15 protein-coding genes are annotated in these 15,811 nt (G+C 35.9%); 11 read left to right on the top strand and 4 right to left on the bottom strand.

Going from position 1 to position 15,811, the window contains the following annotated elements:
* Positions 1 to 243 carry a hypothetical protein gene (locus ACFRAE_RS15270; protein ID WP_422798035.1) on the bottom strand — a complete coding sequence of 81 codons (243 nt, stop codon included), beginning with the start codon at positions 241 to 243 and terminating at the stop codon, positions 1 to 3.
* Entirely contained in the window at positions 240 to 1,577 is a 1,338-nt protein-coding gene (locus tag ACFRAE_RS15265; protein WP_422798034.1) for a DEAD/DEAH box helicase, read from the bottom strand. The genes ACFRAE_RS15270 and ACFRAE_RS15265 overlap by 4 nt, the downstream gene beginning before the upstream one ends.
* 110 nt (positions 1,578 to 1,687) lie before the next feature.
* Here ACFRAE_RS15265 and ACFRAE_RS15260 point away from each other — a divergent pair, with 110 nt between their 5' ends.
* Entirely contained in the window at positions 1,688 to 3,826 is a 2,139-nt protein-coding gene (locus ACFRAE_RS15260; protein WP_422798033.1) for a S46 family peptidase, read from the top strand.
* Between the two features lie 127 nt (positions 3,827 to 3,953).
* On the top strand, positions 3,954 to 4,136 hold the full coding sequence (locus tag ACFRAE_RS15255) for a hypothetical protein (protein WP_021068808.1): 183 nt from the start codon (positions 3,954 to 3,956) through the stop codon (positions 4,134 to 4,136).
* Positions 4,137 to 4,310: 174 nt separating this feature from the next.
* Here ACFRAE_RS15255 and ACFRAE_RS15250 read toward each other — a convergent pair whose 3' ends face one another.
* Both ACFRAE_RS15250 and ACFRAE_RS15245 read right to left on the bottom strand, forming a co-directional pair.
* Positions 4,311 to 5,105 carry a GLPGLI family protein gene (locus ACFRAE_RS15250; RefSeq protein ID WP_422798032.1) on the bottom strand — a complete coding sequence of 265 codons (795 nt, stop codon included), beginning with the start codon at positions 5,103 to 5,105 and terminating at the stop codon, positions 4,311 to 4,313.
* Position 5,106: 1 nt separating this feature from the next.
* Positions 5,107 to 7,896 (bottom strand): outer membrane beta-barrel protein, encoded by a 2,790-nt coding sequence (locus tag ACFRAE_RS15245; protein WP_422798031.1) that lies wholly within the window; start codon positions 7,894 to 7,896, stop codon positions 5,107 to 5,109.
* Between the two features lie 214 nt (positions 7,897 to 8,110).
* Between ACFRAE_RS15245 and ACFRAE_RS15240 the strand changes: the two genes are divergently transcribed.
* The 9 genes from ACFRAE_RS15240 to ACFRAE_RS15200 all read left to right on the top strand — a co-directional run bounded on the left by ACFRAE_RS15240 (position 8,111) and on the right by ACFRAE_RS15200 (position 15,782).
* Positions 8,111 to 9,481: a dipeptidase gene (locus ACFRAE_RS15240; RefSeq protein ID WP_422798030.1), complete on the top strand. Its 1,371-nt coding sequence runs from the start codon at positions 8,111 to 8,113 to the stop codon at positions 9,479 to 9,481.
* 237 nt (positions 9,482 to 9,718) lie between these two features.
* A complete protein-coding gene (locus ACFRAE_RS15235; RefSeq protein ID WP_422798029.1) occupies positions 9,719 to 10,381 on the top strand; it encodes a lysophospholipid acyltransferase family protein in 663 nt (220 codons plus the stop codon).
* A 134-nt stretch (positions 10,382 to 10,515) separates the two neighbouring features.
* The gene (locus ACFRAE_RS15230; RefSeq protein ID WP_002996718.1) at positions 10,516 to 10,737 is read left to right on the top strand and encodes a DUF2795 domain-containing protein; all 222 of its coding nucleotides are present in this window, start codon (positions 10,516 to 10,518) and stop codon (positions 10,735 to 10,737) included.
* 87 nt (positions 10,738 to 10,824) lie between these two features.
* Positions 10,825 to 11,289: a hypothetical protein gene (locus ACFRAE_RS15225; protein ID WP_422798028.1), complete on the top strand. Its 465-nt coding sequence runs from the start codon at positions 10,825 to 10,827 to the stop codon at positions 11,287 to 11,289.
* A gap of 201 nt (positions 11,290 to 11,490) precedes the next feature.
* On the top strand, positions 11,491 to 12,480 hold the full coding sequence (gene trpD / locus ACFRAE_RS15220; RefSeq protein ID WP_422798027.1) for an anthranilate phosphoribosyltransferase: 990 nt from the start codon (positions 11,491 to 11,493) through the stop codon (positions 12,478 to 12,480).
* Entirely contained in the window at positions 12,473 to 13,117 is a 645-nt protein-coding gene (locus ACFRAE_RS15215) for a phosphoribosylanthranilate isomerase (protein ID WP_422798026.1), read from the top strand. The genes trpD and ACFRAE_RS15215 overlap by 8 nt, the downstream gene beginning before the upstream one ends.
* Positions 13,095 to 14,279, top strand: a complete 1,185-nt coding sequence (gene trpB / locus ACFRAE_RS15210) for a tryptophan synthase subunit beta (protein ID WP_422798025.1) — start codon at positions 13,095 to 13,097, stop codon at positions 14,277 to 14,279. Before ACFRAE_RS15215 ends, trpB begins: the two co-directional genes overlap by 23 nt.
* Positions 14,280 to 14,281: 2 nt before the next feature.
* Positions 14,282 to 15,049, top strand: coding sequence for a tryptophan synthase subunit alpha (gene trpA / locus ACFRAE_RS15205; protein WP_422798024.1), 768 nt, complete (start codon positions 14,282 to 14,284; stop codon positions 15,047 to 15,049).
* Between the two features lie 304 nt (positions 15,050 to 15,353).
* Positions 15,354 to 15,782: a hypothetical protein gene (locus ACFRAE_RS15200; RefSeq protein ID WP_422798023.1), complete on the top strand. Its 429-nt coding sequence runs from the start codon at positions 15,354 to 15,356 to the stop codon at positions 15,780 to 15,782.
* Positions 15,783 to 15,811 lie beyond the last annotated feature (29 nt).

Here is a 15,811-nt window from a genome sequence, read left to right as displayed (position 1 = left end):
TTAAAACTGTAATTTTATCAATACTACAATGATACTTACTAAAATCAAAAATACACACTGAACAATCCATAAGCGCTTAAGGTTTTTAAACCACATGCGAAAAAGAATATCGACCAGTACAAGTACCAGCGCGAATAAAAGTAACCAATACCAAGAAAATAATGGTTTTTCGCCTGTCATATTTTCACCGAGCGCCCAAACTAATACACTTGCCAGGGCAATATTTAAGGGTGTTAATTTCATTTTTTACGGGAAGGCTTGCCTTTAGATTTTTTGTTGCTGCTGTTGTTAGGTTTTGACCATCCAGTTTGCTTTGCCAATTTTGCTTTAATCACGTATTTTTTTTCATGGAAAGCCCCTTTAAAATCTGGATTATCTTTTTTCTTTTGATTGTCGATTTCACGAGCAATGTGTTGTTTTTCATCGTAAGGAGTTTTTTCTACCATCACTTCAACAGGCATAGGATGCACTGGAATTTGTTGGCGAATTAACTTTTCTATTTTTTGGATGTTATACTCCTCTGCAGGATTGCAAAATGTTATTGCAGTTCCCGATTGAAATGCACGACCAGTACGTCCAATACGATGTACATAATCTTCCACCACAATAGGCACGTCAAAATTGATCACATGAGAAACTTGAGTAACATCCAATCCACGGGCGGCAACATCAGTAGCTACCAAAATACGCACATTCCCTTCCTTAAAGGAATTGATGGAATTGATCCGTGTATTTTGCCCTTTATTCGCATGTATTACACGAACTTCATCTGCTCCATATTTACGTTCTAAATAGCCGAAAATATTATCCGCAACCGCTTTCGTTTTACAGAATACAATAACCCGATGAAAGGAAGTTTCGTCTTTAAAGAAATGTTGTAATAGATTTAATTTCGTTTTTAGATTGGGAACGTAATAAAGCAATTGCTCTACGGTCTTGGCAGGTGTAGCCTGTTCGGTCACTTCCAACACGGTAGGGAAAGCTAAAAAATCGCCTGAAATTTTACGTACCAATTCACTCATCGTAGCGGAGAAAAGTAAGTTTTGTCTTTTACGAGGAACGACTTCTAGAATTCGATGGATTTTACCAATAAAACCCATATCCATCATCTTATCGGCTTCGTCCAGAACCAAGAACTTTAAATTTTTGGTCACTATCTCCCCTTCCAAATACAATTCTAAGAAACGACCTGGGGTAGCTACAATGATATCGCAACCTTTGGCCAATAATTCTTTTTGTGTTTTAGGCCCTAAACCACCATACAGCAACACCGTACGAATATCGAGGTAGGTAGAGAACAATTGAATATGTTCTTCAATTTGCATTGCTAATTCACGGGTAGGACTTAAGATTAATGCTCGAGGGTCATTGCCCTGTGCATATTTAAGCTTCATGAGCATCGGCAATACAAAAGCAGCGGTTTTACCTGTTCCTGTTTGTGCTATTCCCATCACATCCTGTCCTGCCAGAATAGGTGTCATTGCTTTTTGTTGGATTTCTGTAGGGGTTGAATATCCAGCCTCTGCTATTGCATTGAGGAGTTGTTTATTTAATTTAAAATCTTCAAATGATGCCATCTTGGCAAAGATAGGTAAAACCTAGCACATGACCGTTCCGCATTTCCTGACAAATCATTTTGATTTGCGCACAATTTGATGGAAATTTGTTGTTCTACAAAAAGGTTGATATGAAAAAAATACTATTATTAAGTTTACTAACTGTGTTTAGTACCTTCTCGTTTGCAGATGAAGGCATGTGGTTCTTAATGTACCTGAAACGCATGAACGAAGCCGACATGCAAAAGAAAGGCTTAAAATTAACTGCCGAAGAGATTTACAGCATTAATAATTCCAGTTTGAAAGACGCTATTGTACAATTTAATGGTGGCTGTACAGCAGAAATTGTTTCTGGAAATGGATTAGTGTTTACCAATCACCATTGTGGTTATGGTGCTATTGCGGAACTTTCTAGTCCTGAACATGATTATTTGACAAATGGATTTTGGGCAAAAAATCATGCGGAAGAATTAAAACCGAAGTCTTTATATGTTCGTTTTTTCGTTCGTATGGACGATGTTTCCAAACGTATTTTAGGCCTTGTTAATAATTCCATGTCCGAAAAAGAGCGTGAAAAAGTGATTAATCAAGAAATCGCAAAAATTCAAGCGGAACAAAGTGAGAATGGTAAATACGTTGTTTCCGTACGTCCATTTTTCAATGGTAATGAGTATTACTATTTCGTTTACCAAGATTTTACAGATGTTCGCCTAGTAGGAACCCCACCAAGTAGTATTGGTAAATTCGGAGGAGATACCGATAACTGGGAATGGCCTAGACATACAGGCGATTTTTCCATCTTCCGTGTATATGCTGATAAAAATGGTAATCCGGCAGCATATTCGAAAGATAACATCCCTTTAAAACCGAAATACTCCTTACCTATCAGTATCAAAAGTTTAAAAGAAGGTGATTTTTCGATGATCTTAGGTTATCCAGGACGTACTAACCGTTGGATGAATGCCGCTGGAATTGATCAAAATGTGAAATATGCATATCCAGCTTGGGTGGAAGCATCGAAAGTTGGAATGGATGCCATGAAAAAGTACATGGACAAGGATCAAGGGGTAAAATTAAATTATGCTTCGAAGTATTCAGGGGTTGCTAACTATTGGAAAAACAGACAAGGAATGATTGACGCCTTGACTAAACACAAAACAGCGGCTACCAAGTATAAACAAGAGAAAAAGTTTGATAAATGGGCAAATAAACCTGCGAATAAGGATAAGTATGCAGGAGTCATCAATACCATCAATGATTACTATGCGAAAACCAATGAAAAAGCTAGGCATGATAATTACTTGATTGGTATGCTACGTTCTTCTACTTTCGCAGCATTACCTGCATCTTTAGGCGCTGGTCTTTTACAATATGCGCAAGCCAATGAAGCTAAACGTAAGGAAATCTTACCTCGTTTGGAAGCATTCATAACTGATAATTACGGTGATTTATATATTCCTTTGGAAGTTGATGTCTTAGCAGATGAATTAAATTTATATGCGAATAAAGCGGGTACTATCGCTCCGTATATTAAAGAACTAGCGACTAAAAACAACAATAATTTCCAAAAAGATGTGCAACAGGCTTTTGATGTTAGTATTTTCAGTTCATCGGAAAAATTAGCAGCATTTCTAAAGGCTCCAAACGAACAGGTTCTTGCAAATGATCCCCTATTAAAAATTTCTACTGCATTGATGGACAAGTATCGGGAAACTAATCCTGAATTTGATCAGTTGAATGATAACTTCTTAGGAGCTACCCGCAAATATGTTGCTGGTGTTTTGGAAATGGATCCGAATGGTAAACACTATCCAGATGCAAATTCAACTTTACGCTTAACTTATGGGACAATCAGAGCATTACCTAAAGACAAACGTAATGATGCTAAAATAAATAATTACACAACGCTTAAAGGTACTATAGCGAAGTATAAGCCTAATGATGAAGAGTTTGACTTACCGAAACGATTGATCGAACTGTATGAAAATAAGGACTTTGGCCGTTATGCAGATGCCTCCGGATATCTTCCAGTAAACTTCTTGAGTGATCAAGATATCACGGGAGGAAACTCAGGATCCCCTGTTTTGAATGCAAAAGGTGAATTAATTGGCTTGGCTTTTGATGGAAACATAGAAGCAATGGCTGGTGATGTCATTTTTGATCCTAAGTTGCAACGTACCATTTCGGTGGATATACGGTATGTCTTATTCATAATAGATAAATTCGCTGGTGCAACAAACATCATTGATGAATTGAATATAGTTGAATAAGCTTATTATAAAAGGATTTTTAAATTCAAAAAATCTTTTAAAAATGAGGATTCTTTGTATTCCTTTTGTATATTTATGATATATTAGTGAATTAATTAAGAAAAACTAAAATTATATTAATTAAAAAATGGAAAACTACACTAAATTAAAAGAGCTAGTAGCTTCTATCGAAGCAGATGCAGAAAAATTTTTCAACAACGGTAATTCTGCTGCAGGAACACGCGTGCGTAAAGGTCTTCAAGACATCAAAACTTTAGCACAAGATATTCGTAATGAAGTTACTGCGAAGAAAAACGACGGTAAAAAATAAGCTTGTATCGTTAAATTGATAAAAAAACCCGATCCTTAAGGATCGGGTTTTTTTATTTATAAAGCTTGATTTAAAGGCTAAAAAGACAGATTAACAATCTTGAAAAAAATTTTATTTTCTTTTAAAAGCTTGATGGACATTTCCTTCAACAATAAATTTTCTTCAGCAACAATTTTATAAAAACATAGCGGCTATGATAAGACCAAACTGCTTATCATTTATCCATTGTCCAAATGCTTGTTTCATCAATACCGTAGTTTCTGTTCTGGTCTTTGCTTTAGCTTTTTTCTTGAAAATATCACTTTTCACAGTGGCAGCTGACAATTCCACTTTACTTGCATACATGTTATAATGCTGCTCAGGAATAGCTAAGCCTAAGATCATACCTGGGAGCCCATGTACGGTACTTGGACCAGCAGAGATGGGTATTTGATCGGTATAAAACGCCACAACGTATACCGAGTCTAGGGTTACTCCATTTGCTCGGCGACAATCGTATCCTGCAATATTCCGATACTCGTTGGTCAACTTCCAAGTAACATTGGTCAAACTATCTTGTATAGCTACCTCAGAGCCCCCCATTTCCATATACATCATGGATTGCTTCTTGTCTAGATTTTGATAAATAAGTGCGCCATAGTCTAACAGACCCATTTGCAATAATCGCTTTACGATCTCGGTTTGTTCTTTCTCTATAGGTTCTAAAGACATTTCATTGCCTCGAAAAGAGAATTTCTTTGGAACAACTACCGTTTCTGGAACTTTACTGACTAATCCTTCAAAATATTGTCTGGATAAATCGCCATCCTTTAAGGTTGCAATATGTCTCTTTAACAAGTTCTTCGCATGGATAGTCTTATCAAACGTGATCGTTCCTTCATTCGGAAAATAAGCATATTGGGCAGTAGCCATTTGACTGATACCTAAGGCTATAAATAGTAAAATATAGGTTATATAGTTCATTTTCATATTATTGTGCTCCTTTCATATAGGTTAAATCCCATGTAAATTTCAACATGTAGTAACGTGCAATGGTATTATATGTATTTTGAGTAATCGCATTACCAGATTGGTATCTACTGAACCCTTTGTTTTGATTAAATAAATCGCTCACCGTGAAATCAACCATTAGATTATCTCCTTTTAAGAATTTCTTGGATATTCCAGGTTTGAACAAGACACGTTCAAATTTCTCTGCAAAGGCATTAGTTGGAGCTTCATAACGATAGCCTAAATCTCCAAATAAGGTGATTTTAAAGGGTAAATATACGCGGTAATTTACATCCGTATTGTAGGTAAATCCTTCATTATTACGTTCTGGATTTAAGGAAGTTTTCATAATATTCCAACCTGGGTTGAAACTAACACTAAAATCAACCCCTTTAGTGGTATTTCGATTAAACCCGATGGAAATATTGTAATTGTAATTTTTATTTAAGTTTTTAACAAATCCTTTCTGATCTTGTTCAGGTGTGGTTTTATCCCAAATATAGTTTCCGTAATTCGTGAGGTTACCATTCAAGCGAATGTCTGTTTTGATTTGATATTTACGAATTAAATCAAAACCTCCACCAGCATATAAATATCCTCTATTACCTGTAATATCTACATTTTCATAATACAACTCACGTTTACCTCCTGGCAATAAAACTAAATTCTGCTGAATAGCGTCAAAGCTTTGTGTGAAGTTTGAACCTAAGTATATGAATTTACCTTTAAGCATATCATAGGTATGGTAATTCAAGTTAAAATTACTGGACTTGGATGGCTTTAAATTTTCATTTCCAAAAGTCTGATTCATCTGATCCGTATTCTGACGCAAGGGTTGTATTTGAAATAAGGAAGGAAGATTGTTAGACAAACTATAATTAAAATTGATCGATTTTGATTTACTGATATTAAATCTAAACCTTGCTGATGGGTTGTAGGTAATGAAATCCCTTTGCAAGGTTGTGCCTTCAAAATTGTTTTTTTGATTCATATCATCCATTCGGAAAATATTAGTCAACTTGACCTCCATCTTATCATTTTTAAAACCTATACCAAGATTGGCGGCATTTCTATTGGTATTAAAATTAAAATCATTACTAAACAATTCATCTAAAACCGTATAATTTCCTTGTGCATCCTTATTAAAGGATTTGTTGATCGAATGGCTTTTTGAAAGATTGTAATCATAGCCAACAACCGCCATTATTTTCTTAGATAAAGGTTCCGAGTAACTGATAGAGGTTTGAATATTATCAGAATTAGAAGAAATATCTTTGAATTGATCTATGATTTCGACGTTGTTATTGGTGAAATCATTTAATTCAGAATTTAGGTTTAATTCCGTTTGATCTTGGGAATTATTCCCTGCAAACCTGAAGGAAACACTTCTACCTTCTTTTTGAAATTTCTTTGTGAAATAGGTGTCGTATGAGATGTTTTGATTATTAATCAAGCTTTTTTGCTCACTAAAGTTTTCCGATTCTTTAACATCATCGAAGTAAGATACCCCATCAATTCTATTATTTCGTTCGGTATTGCTTTTCGAAGCTCCAACTTTTAAAGTAAGGGTGGTTAAAGAATCTAACGCAAAATCATACTTTGTATTGAACTGGTGCCTTAGCGCATCACTAAAGGATTTATTATCGGTGGATGAGTTTAATAAACCAGCACCACGAGGTGTTTGAATAATATTACTTTCCAAGATATTATTTTCAATATTTCCGTATTTATAATTTAGGTTCAATTTATGTTTCTTTTCTTTCCATTGATCTAGAAAAGAAATCCCAGTGGTTATTGCTTTAGGCTGGCCTTTTCCGTTCCAATAACTAAATTCATCCCCTCCACCATAATATATAACATTGCCATTATCCTCCATGGTTATGGAAGATCCTACGCCAAACTTTTCCTCTTCTTCCCAATTCAGACTTACGTTTCCATCATTGGATCCTAAAAGGAAAGCACCAATCTTTTGACTTCCATTAAATTTATTGGCAGCAATTTTACCAAGGTAATACCCACTGTTATCATCTAGACCTCCTGCGGCTTCAATTTTACCAAACGCGCCTTTCTTAGCATCTTCTTTTAATTTGACATTAATAGTTTGCACGCGAGTTCCATCGTCCACTCCTGTCCGCTCGGTTTGTTCTGACTTTTTCTCATAAACTTGAACTTTATCCACCATATCGGAACGGAGGTTTCTAGTCACTAATTTTGGATCATTGCCAAAAAACTCTTCCCCATCTACCAATACTTTTTCGACTGTTTTACCTTGCGCAGTAATTTTTCCTGTCGCATCTACAGAAATGCCTGGCAAGACTTTCAATAAATCCTCAACATTCGCGTTTTTTTCAGTAACAAAACTTCCCGCATCATATTCCACAGTATCCCCCTTGATAACCACCGGTATCTTACCCGTAATCAAAACTTCTTCGATCAAATGTGCAGTACTTTGCAATTCGACTTTACCTAAGTTGATATCCGCTGATCCTTGCTTCAATTCTTTATAGAATTCTCCAAACTTAGGATAGCTGATGAGCAACAAATAATCAGATTTGTCTGGATACGAGAGGGAAAACTTACCGTTTTCATCGGCTCTGGTAAAACTCACCAAGATGGAATCTTTAGCTTGTAATAATGTGATGGTGGCTTGAGCAAGTTTTGTTTTTTCTGTTTGATCTAACACTTCACCTGTGATTTTGTGTTGCGCAAAAGAAAGTTGAAAACTTAGGGTGACCAGCACTGATAACATCAGTTTGATTATCAATTTCATAGGATTTATATTATGCTTAGCTTGTATAATTCTTTATTGTATAGGATTTTATGTGAATTTAGCGTATTTTTTATTCCAATTTAAAAAGATAAAATTTATTAGCTTTTTTTAACGTTTGCTATTCCTGTTTTCCTACCCATAAGTCGTAGAACCTAAACAAAAGTTACAGATGTTGTAAAATATAATTCATTACCTTTGCACAAAACCATTTGAAATGCAACAGATCAAAGACTATGTAGAAGCAAATAAAGATCGCTTCTTAGAAGAATTATTTGAATTATTGCGCTTTCCATCCGTAAGCGCGGATCCACAGTATAAGGAGGGCGTACTAAACACCGCTGCTTTTGTAGCTCAAAAATTAAAGGATGCTGGTGCAGATCAAGTTGAAATCTGTCCAACAGCAGGATACCCTATCGTTTATGGCGAAAAGATTTTTGACCCTAGTTTACCTACGGTATTGGTGTATGGTCATTATGATGTTCAACCTGCAGATCCAATTGAACTTTGGGAAACCCCACCATTTGAACCAACCGTACGCGATGGTAAAATTTATGCTCGTGGTGCCGCTGATGATAAGGGTCAATTTTACATGCATGTTAAAGCCTTTGAATTTATGGTTAAAACCAATCAATTGGCTTGTAATATAAAGTTCATGATTGAAGGTGAAGAAGAGGTAGGCTCCGCAAACCTTGGAATATTCGTCAATGAGAATAAAGAACGCCTAAAAGCTGATGTGATCTTAATATCTGATACTTCCATGATTAGCTTGGAAACTCCTTCTTTAGAGACTGGATTACGTGGACTTTCTTATGTAGAAGTGGAAGTAACTGGCCCTAATAGAGATTTACATTCTGGTGTATACGGTGGAGCTGTAGCAAATCCAGCAACTATTCTTGCCAAAATGATTGCCTCACTGCATGATGAAAACAACCACATTACGATCCCTGGATTTTATGACGATGTTATCGAACTTTCAGCTGCTGAAAGAAAAGCGTTAAATGAAGCTCCCTTTGATATCGAAGTATATAAAGAGGATTTAGGTGTAGAAGAATTGTGGGGAGAAACAGGCTATAGCAGCATTGAACACACAGGTACTAGACCAACTTTAGAAGTTAATGGTATTTGGGGTGGTTACATTGGAGAGGGTGCAAAAACAGTATTACCTTCCAAAGCATTTGCTAAAATATCTATGCGTTTGGTACCTAATCAAAACTCAGAACGCATCACCAATTTGTTTAAAAATCATTTTGAAGCAATCGCTCCAAATTCGGTAAAGGTGGAAGTTAGACCTCACCATGGTGGTGAACCAGTAGTAACACCTACTGATAGTATTGCATATCAAGCAGCAGAAAAAGCACTTGAGGAAGCGTTCAACAAAAAACCTATCCCTACTAGAGGTGGTGGTTCCATTCCTATTGTCGCATTATTTGAAAAAGAATTAGCCGTTAAAACAGTCCTATTAGGATTTGGTTTAGATAGTGATAATTTACACTCACCTAATGAGAAATATGGCATTGAGAATTATTTGAAAGGTATTGAAACAATCCCATTATTTCACAAATATTTTGCTGAATTAAGCAAATAAAACAGGTATAATACCGATAAAAACACCCTCAAAAGCGCTACTTTTGGGGGTGTTTTTTAACTACCCATTTTTAATATTATTAAAATATCATTGAAAACTATGATTTTACATTAGGGAGTTGGCATTAATTTTATAATTTAGTCCGAAGCGCCATTTTTAATGATATTGTTTTTAAAGAAGATCCACAGAACGCTATATATTATTTCGGTATTCATATTTTTCATAATATGTTTTCCAATGCTATATGTATTAGCAAAAAACCCAATCAACAATTATCGTCGAATTGTTCGCATCCGAAAATGGATTAGTGTAGGAAGTGCATATGCTGTAGGCATACGCTTCCATATCACTTACGAAGCACCCATTGATTGGAGCAAGCGCTATATCATTTGTCCAAATCATACTTCCATACTTGACATCACCGTACTCACTTTTCTATGTCCACAAGAGTTTTCATTCATCGGTAAAGCTGAATTACTAAAAAACCCTATCACCAGACTCTTTTTTCAATCTATTGATATTCCAGTAAACAGAGATAGTAAAATCTCCGCATTTAAAGCCTACAAGCAAGCAGAAGAACTCGTAAAAAAAGGAAAATCTATCGTGATATTTCCAGAAGGAAAAATAGATGATGAGTACCCGCCTATGTTGCATCCATTCAAACCAGGAGCTTTCCGTATGGCAGAAGAACAACAGGTCGACATACTCCCTGTAGTGATTCATAATGCCTGGAAATTAGCATGGGATGATGGCGTAAAATTGGGTTCAAAACCAGGAGTTATTCAAGTAACTGTGCTTACACCAATCAGTCCGAATCATAAATTAGAAGCACAATTTACAACCATTGAGTCTCAAGTTTACAGTAAAATGAATAAAATTTGGAAAGAACAACCTCAATAATTTAAATTAAATATAATTTTAATAAACTGATTTTCTTCAAGTTATAACACTTAACAAAGAAATAAAGCTAAATTACTTGTAATACTTAAATTATATATTATTTTTGCGAAAATGTATAACTTAATTAAAGAGATATGTATTGGACACTTGAATTAGCTTCACATTTAGAAGACGCTCCATGGCCAGCAACAAAGGATGAATTGATAGACTACGCTATACGCTCTGGGGCACCGGTTGAGGTAATTGAGAACCTTCAAGCTTTGGAAGACGATGGTGAGCCTTATGAAAACATCGAGGAAATCTGGCCAGATTATCCAACTAAGGATGATTTCTTTTTCAACGAAGATGAGTATTAAAATCACTATAGAAAGCGCCAAAAACTAAGGCGCTTTTTATTTTAATCTTTTTGTTACTTGAATAGTCAAATAAGAAATTATTTTTGAATGACTAAATATTTACTTTATGCATTTATGCTTTGTTTTCCACTATGGGGATTTTCCCAAAGTCAAGAAAACACGAAAATAGATGCTTCCAACGATCTATCAGTAGTTAAAAATTTCATACAGGAATTAGCTAATGAGGATATTGCATTAGATATTGTACTAAGTAAGCATGTCCTCGTCGACGAACCAACCGATGAACTCTACGATTATTTATTGGAAAGCCTAATGGAGATCCGTATAAATCTACTTTCTAGAAAACTAGCGCAATTCCAATATAAAAACTATGCTCAACTACCGCGCAAGCAATTGAAGGATATAGACCCGGAAGACTTAAACACGAATCAGATGTATTTTTTATATTATAAAGATCGCCTTATTTCAAGTTTATATATTGCCGATGGAAAAATTGCATCCTTTACCTTAGTCTCTAAAGGAGACAATTTAGCACACTTTGTGACTTATTAAAAAATTTCAATTTTTACGGTAAATTCTTGCAAATATCAAACCAATAATTGATATTTGTTGACACGCAACATGAAAACTACACAATTAAATACAACTAGCTGGTGGCACAACATATAATGTTGTGGCAATGACCATTGAGTTGGATTAAACGAACTTAATATTGGGCTTGCCTTTTCGGCAGGCCTTTTTTTATGAAAAATTATGAAAGAAATATTAGCCCATTTATTTGAATATAAGTCCTTCACTAGAAAGGAAGCCTATGATATATTAACAAATATCGCAACAGGTAAATACGACACCCACCAAATTGCAGCATTCATGACTATTTACGGAATGCGCAGTATACGTGTAGAAGAACTAGGTGGATTTCGAGATGCCATGTACGATTTATGTAATAAAGTAGACTTTGAGGGGCAAGATATTATTGATATGTGTGGGACAGGTGGTGATGGCAAAAACACCTTCAATATTTCAACATTAGCCTCTTTTGTCGTTGCGGGAGCAGGGTATAAAGTTGCTAAACATGGCAATGTAGGTGTTTCTTCCGGATGTGGTTCCTCCAATGTGATGGAACAACTAGGGTACACCTTTACCAATGATAAGGATATCCTTAAAAAACAATTAGATCGTGCAAACATCTGTTTTCTACACGCTCCCCTTTTTCACCCAGCAATGAAAACCGTGGCTCCAATACGAAGAGCTTTAGGAGTGAAGACATTTTTCAATATGCTAGGCCCTTTAACAAATCCAGCAAATCCTAAATTTCAATCTGTCGGAGTGTTCAGTTTAGAGTTAGCAAGATTATATTCTTACTTATATCAAAACACCAATAAGCAATATAGCATCATCCATGCATTAGATGGGTATGACGAAATTTCACTAACTGGAGATTTTAAAGTCATCAATAATCGTGGAGAGAACTACTATACCGTAGAAGAAATAGGCTTCAGCCCTATTGCTGCCGAAGAATTAGGGGGTGGCGAAACCGTCATAGAGTCTGCTCAACTATTCCAACAAATACTGAATGCTGAGGGCAATGCTACCCAAAATAATGTCGTATTGACCAATGCCGCTTTTGCGATCAAGACCTTTCATCCAGAAAAAAGCTTCGGCGATTGTTATTATGAAGCAGAACAATCTTTGATGAGCTTGAAAGCACTTCACAGTTTAAAATTAATAGTCAATGCCTAACAAAACGTTTTTAGTGAAAGTATGTGGCATGAGAGAGCCCGCAAACATAGCGGAGCTTTCAACATTACCGATTGATTATATGGGGCATATTTTTTATGCCAAGTCTCCTCGGTATGCGACAAGCTTAGATCATCAATTGGTCCCTAAACACATTAAAAAAACAGGTGTCTTTGTCAATGCCAGTTTAGAGGAGATTCTCCAAAACATAGCACAGTTTGACTTACAAGCTGTACAGCTTCACGGAGATGAAGAACCCAACTTGCTAGCCCAATTAAAATCCTATCCCGTAGAATTGATTAAATCCTTTGGAATAACGGATGACTTCACTTGGTCTGCATTAGAACCCTACCAAGACTTGGTCGATTATTTCTTATTTGACACCAAGAGTAAAGATTATGGAGGAACAGGTGTCCCATTTAATTGGGAGAAATTAACCTCATATCCCTATAAAAACCCTTACTTCTTAAGTGGCGGACTCTCTTTGGAGAATTTAGAAAAAGCAACCCTATTTGAAGACCATCGACTGATAGGTTTCGATTTAAATTCTAAATTTGAAATTGAACCTGGAATAAAAAACATTGAAAAACTAAAAGAAGCTTTGAACATTATACATCATGAGCAAATATCAAGTAAATAGTAAAGGATATTACGGACCTTTTGGAGGTGCCTACATTCCAGAAATGTTGTATCCTAATGTAGAAGAATTACAACAACAATACTTAAGCATTATGGAAGATCCATCCTTCAAGATGGAATTTGAAGAATTATTAAGGGATTATGTTGGTAGGCCTTCTCCGCTATATCCTGCTAAAAGGCTATCCGAAAAGTACAATGCAAACATCTTTCTCAAGCGGGAAGATTTGAATCATACCGGTGCCCATAAAATTAATAATACGATTGGTCAAATATTATTGGCAGAACGACTAGGTAAGAAGCGTATAATCGCTGAAACAGGCGCAGGACAACATGGTGTTGCTACAGCGACTGTTTGTGCCTTAAAAGGCTTAGAATGCATCGTCTATATGGGCGAAATCGATATAAAAAGGCAAGCGCCCAATGTTGCAAGGATGAAAATGATGGGGGCTACCGTAGTAGCTGCTACCTCTGGAAGTAAGACCTTGAAAGATGCTACAAATGAGGCATTGCGCGATTGGATAAACAATCCTGTAGACACCCATTATATTATCGGTTCCGTTGTAGGACCTCACCCCTATCCAGATATGGTGGCTCGATTCCAATCCATCATTTCGGAAGAAACAAAAATTCAATTATTGGAGAAAACAGGGAAAGAAAACCCAGATATCGTGATGGCATGTGTAGGCGGAGGATCGAATGCTGCCGGCATGTTTTATCATTTCTTAGACGATGAACAGGTGCAACTAATTGCTGTTGAAGCGGCTGGACATGGGGTGGATAGTGGTGAATCTGCCGCGACCACCGTATTAGGTCAAGAAGGGGTGCTACACGGCAGTCGCTCTATTCTAATGCAAACTGAAGATGGACAAGTCATTGAACCCTATTCCATTTCTGCAGGACTTGATTATCCCGGTATTGGACCCCAACACGCTTGGTTATTTAAATCAGGTAGGGGAAAATACGTCAGTGCCACCGATGATGAAGCGATGAATGCAGGATTATTGCTGACCAAATTAGAGGGCATTATTCCGGCCATTGAAAGCGCTCATGCCTTAGCATATCTTGAAAAAATGGATTTCAAAGGCGATGAAACCGTAGTCATTTGTCTTTCAGGACGTGGCGATAAAGATTTAGATAATTACATGAACTATTTCGGCTTTTAATTATGATACAGATCAATAAGCATTCCAATGGATTACTTTCCATATACTTTACAGCAGGATACCCAAGCATAGACAGTACCTTAGAAATAGCAAGTGCTTTAGAAAAAGCAGGGGCAGACTTTTTAGAAATAGGCTTTCCCTATTCAGATCCTGTGGCCGATGGTCCAACGATTCAACACAGTTCTGAAGTTGCATTAGCTAATGGAATGAGTTTAAAAGTACTCTTCGAACAATTGAAAGAATTAAGAAATCATGTCAATATTCCTGTGTACCTCATGGGTTATTTCAATCCCGTATTACAATTTGGGGTTGCGAACTTTTGTCAAGCATGTAAAAATGTAGGTGTAAATGGAACCATCATTCCCGATTTACCCATGTATGAATATGAAGAATTATACCAACCTATCTTTGAAGAAAATGGGATCAGTAATATTTTTCTTGTAACACCACAAACTTCAGAAGAACGGATTCGGAAAATCGATGATTTATCGACTAACTTTATTTACCTACTCTCCTCCAATGCGACAACAGGTAAAAAATTATCCATTCAAAATCAAGCTGAAACCTATTTCAAACGCATTAAGGATATGGATTTAAAGAACCCATTAGTTATCGGGTTTGGGATACACAATCAAGAAACTTTTGAAAAAGCAACCACTTATGCGCAAGGGGCAATAGTGGGAACCGCCTTCGTCAAATTATTAGCTGAGGCTGATTATATAAAGAAGATTCCTGAATTTATTGCAAACATCAAGCATTCAAAAAACTAAATGCTTTATACATAGAAAAATTTAAGTCAAAAAATAAAGGGGGAAATCTACATTTCCCCCTTTTATTAGTTTACTTTCTTTACAATTTTGTTGAATAAGAAGAGTACCAATCCTGCAGCTAATATTAGCGCAGATAACCCAATATAGAGCAGGTTAGGATGTGCAGCTAAATTTTCCATATCATTATTAGGTTTATTATATTAAGTTACTCGAATATAAAAAGAGTCTTTTGAAGTAACAAAAATATGATGTAGGAAATTATCCACACTTTTAAAAAATACTTTATGTAAATTTGCTGGCATTTATGAGACAAATAGTTGCTACCATATTACTAATCCTATATTCTGTATGCAGTACGGGGGCAACTATCCATTTACATCATTGTGGAAAAAACACAGATATCTCCTGGTCTCAAGATGCAAAAAAACTTCATGATCAATGTCCTCACTGTCAAGACAATCATGCTGAAATACTATTCCAACAGGACTTATGTACTGACAGTAGCTCTTGCAAAGATGTACAAGTAGAATTAAAAAGTGATTACGATCAATTGCAATCCAAATCTTCTTTTGATTTCAATAATCCAATCAGTCCCTGTTTTACCATTCTCCATTGGATTGTCCGTAGTTTATACGTACCCATTTCATTAGAACAATCTTCCAATTACCATCATTACAGCTTTCATATCCATGACGACCCAGTCTATTTAAAACACTGTGTTTTAATAATTTGATTCTTACTGAACATTAATTAGTCAAATTA

Origin of the sequence: Sphingobacterium sp. HJSM2_6 (genome assembly GCF_049316305.1) — a bacterium.
In the GTDB taxonomy this organism is placed as follows: domain Bacteria; phylum Bacteroidota; class Bacteroidia; order Sphingobacteriales; family Sphingobacteriaceae; genus Sphingobacterium.
The sequence above is the reverse complement of the archived record's forward strand: the minus strand, read 5'-3'. Positions and strand labels throughout refer to the sequence as shown.

What these genes read in the sequence shown, in the direction of transcription:
- ACFRAE_RS15270 (WP_422798035.1), bottom strand. Translation starts at nt 243, where the DNA reads ATGAAATTAACACCCTTAAATATTGCCCTGGCAAGTGTATTAGTTTGG.
- ACFRAE_RS15265 (WP_422798034.1), bottom strand. Translation starts at nt 1,577, where the DNA reads ATGGCATCATTTGAAGATTTTAAATTAAATAAACAACTCCTCAATGCA.
- ACFRAE_RS15260 (WP_422798033.1), top strand. Translation starts at nt 1,688, where the DNA reads ATGAAAAAAATACTATTATTAAGTTTACTAACTGTGTTTAGTACCTTC.
- ACFRAE_RS15255 (WP_021068808.1), top strand. Translation starts at nt 3,954, where the DNA reads ATGGAAAACTACACTAAATTAAAAGAGCTAGTAGCTTCTATCGAAGCA.
- ACFRAE_RS15250 (WP_422798032.1), bottom strand. Translation starts at nt 5,105, where the DNA reads ATGAAAATGAACTATATAACCTATATTTTACTATTTATAGCCTTAGGT.
- ACFRAE_RS15245 (WP_422798031.1), bottom strand. Translation starts at nt 7,896, where the DNA reads ATGAAATTGATAATCAAACTGATGTTATCAGTGCTGGTCACCCTAAGT.
- ACFRAE_RS15240 (WP_422798030.1), top strand. Translation starts at nt 8,111, where the DNA reads ATGCAACAGATCAAAGACTATGTAGAAGCAAATAAAGATCGCTTCTTA.
- ACFRAE_RS15235 (WP_422798029.1), top strand. Translation starts at nt 9,719, where the DNA reads ATGCTATATGTATTAGCAAAAAACCCAATCAACAATTATCGTCGAATT.
- ACFRAE_RS15230 (WP_002996718.1), top strand. Translation starts at nt 10,516, where the DNA reads ATGTATTGGACACTTGAATTAGCTTCACATTTAGAAGACGCTCCATGG.
- ACFRAE_RS15225 (WP_422798028.1), top strand. Translation starts at nt 10,825, where the DNA reads ATGACTAAATATTTACTTTATGCATTTATGCTTTGTTTTCCACTATGG.
- trpD (WP_422798027.1), top strand. Translation starts at nt 11,491, where the DNA reads ATGAAAGAAATATTAGCCCATTTATTTGAATATAAGTCCTTCACTAGA.
- ACFRAE_RS15215 (WP_422798026.1), top strand. Translation starts at nt 12,473, where the DNA reads ATGCCTAACAAAACGTTTTTAGTGAAAGTATGTGGCATGAGAGAGCCC.
- trpB (WP_422798025.1), top strand. Translation starts at nt 13,095, where the DNA reads ATGAGCAAATATCAAGTAAATAGTAAAGGATATTACGGACCTTTTGGA.
- trpA (WP_422798024.1), top strand. Translation starts at nt 14,282, where the DNA reads ATGATACAGATCAATAAGCATTCCAATGGATTACTTTCCATATACTTT.
- ACFRAE_RS15200 (WP_422798023.1), top strand. Translation starts at nt 15,354, where the DNA reads ATGAGACAAATAGTTGCTACCATATTACTAATCCTATATTCTGTATGC.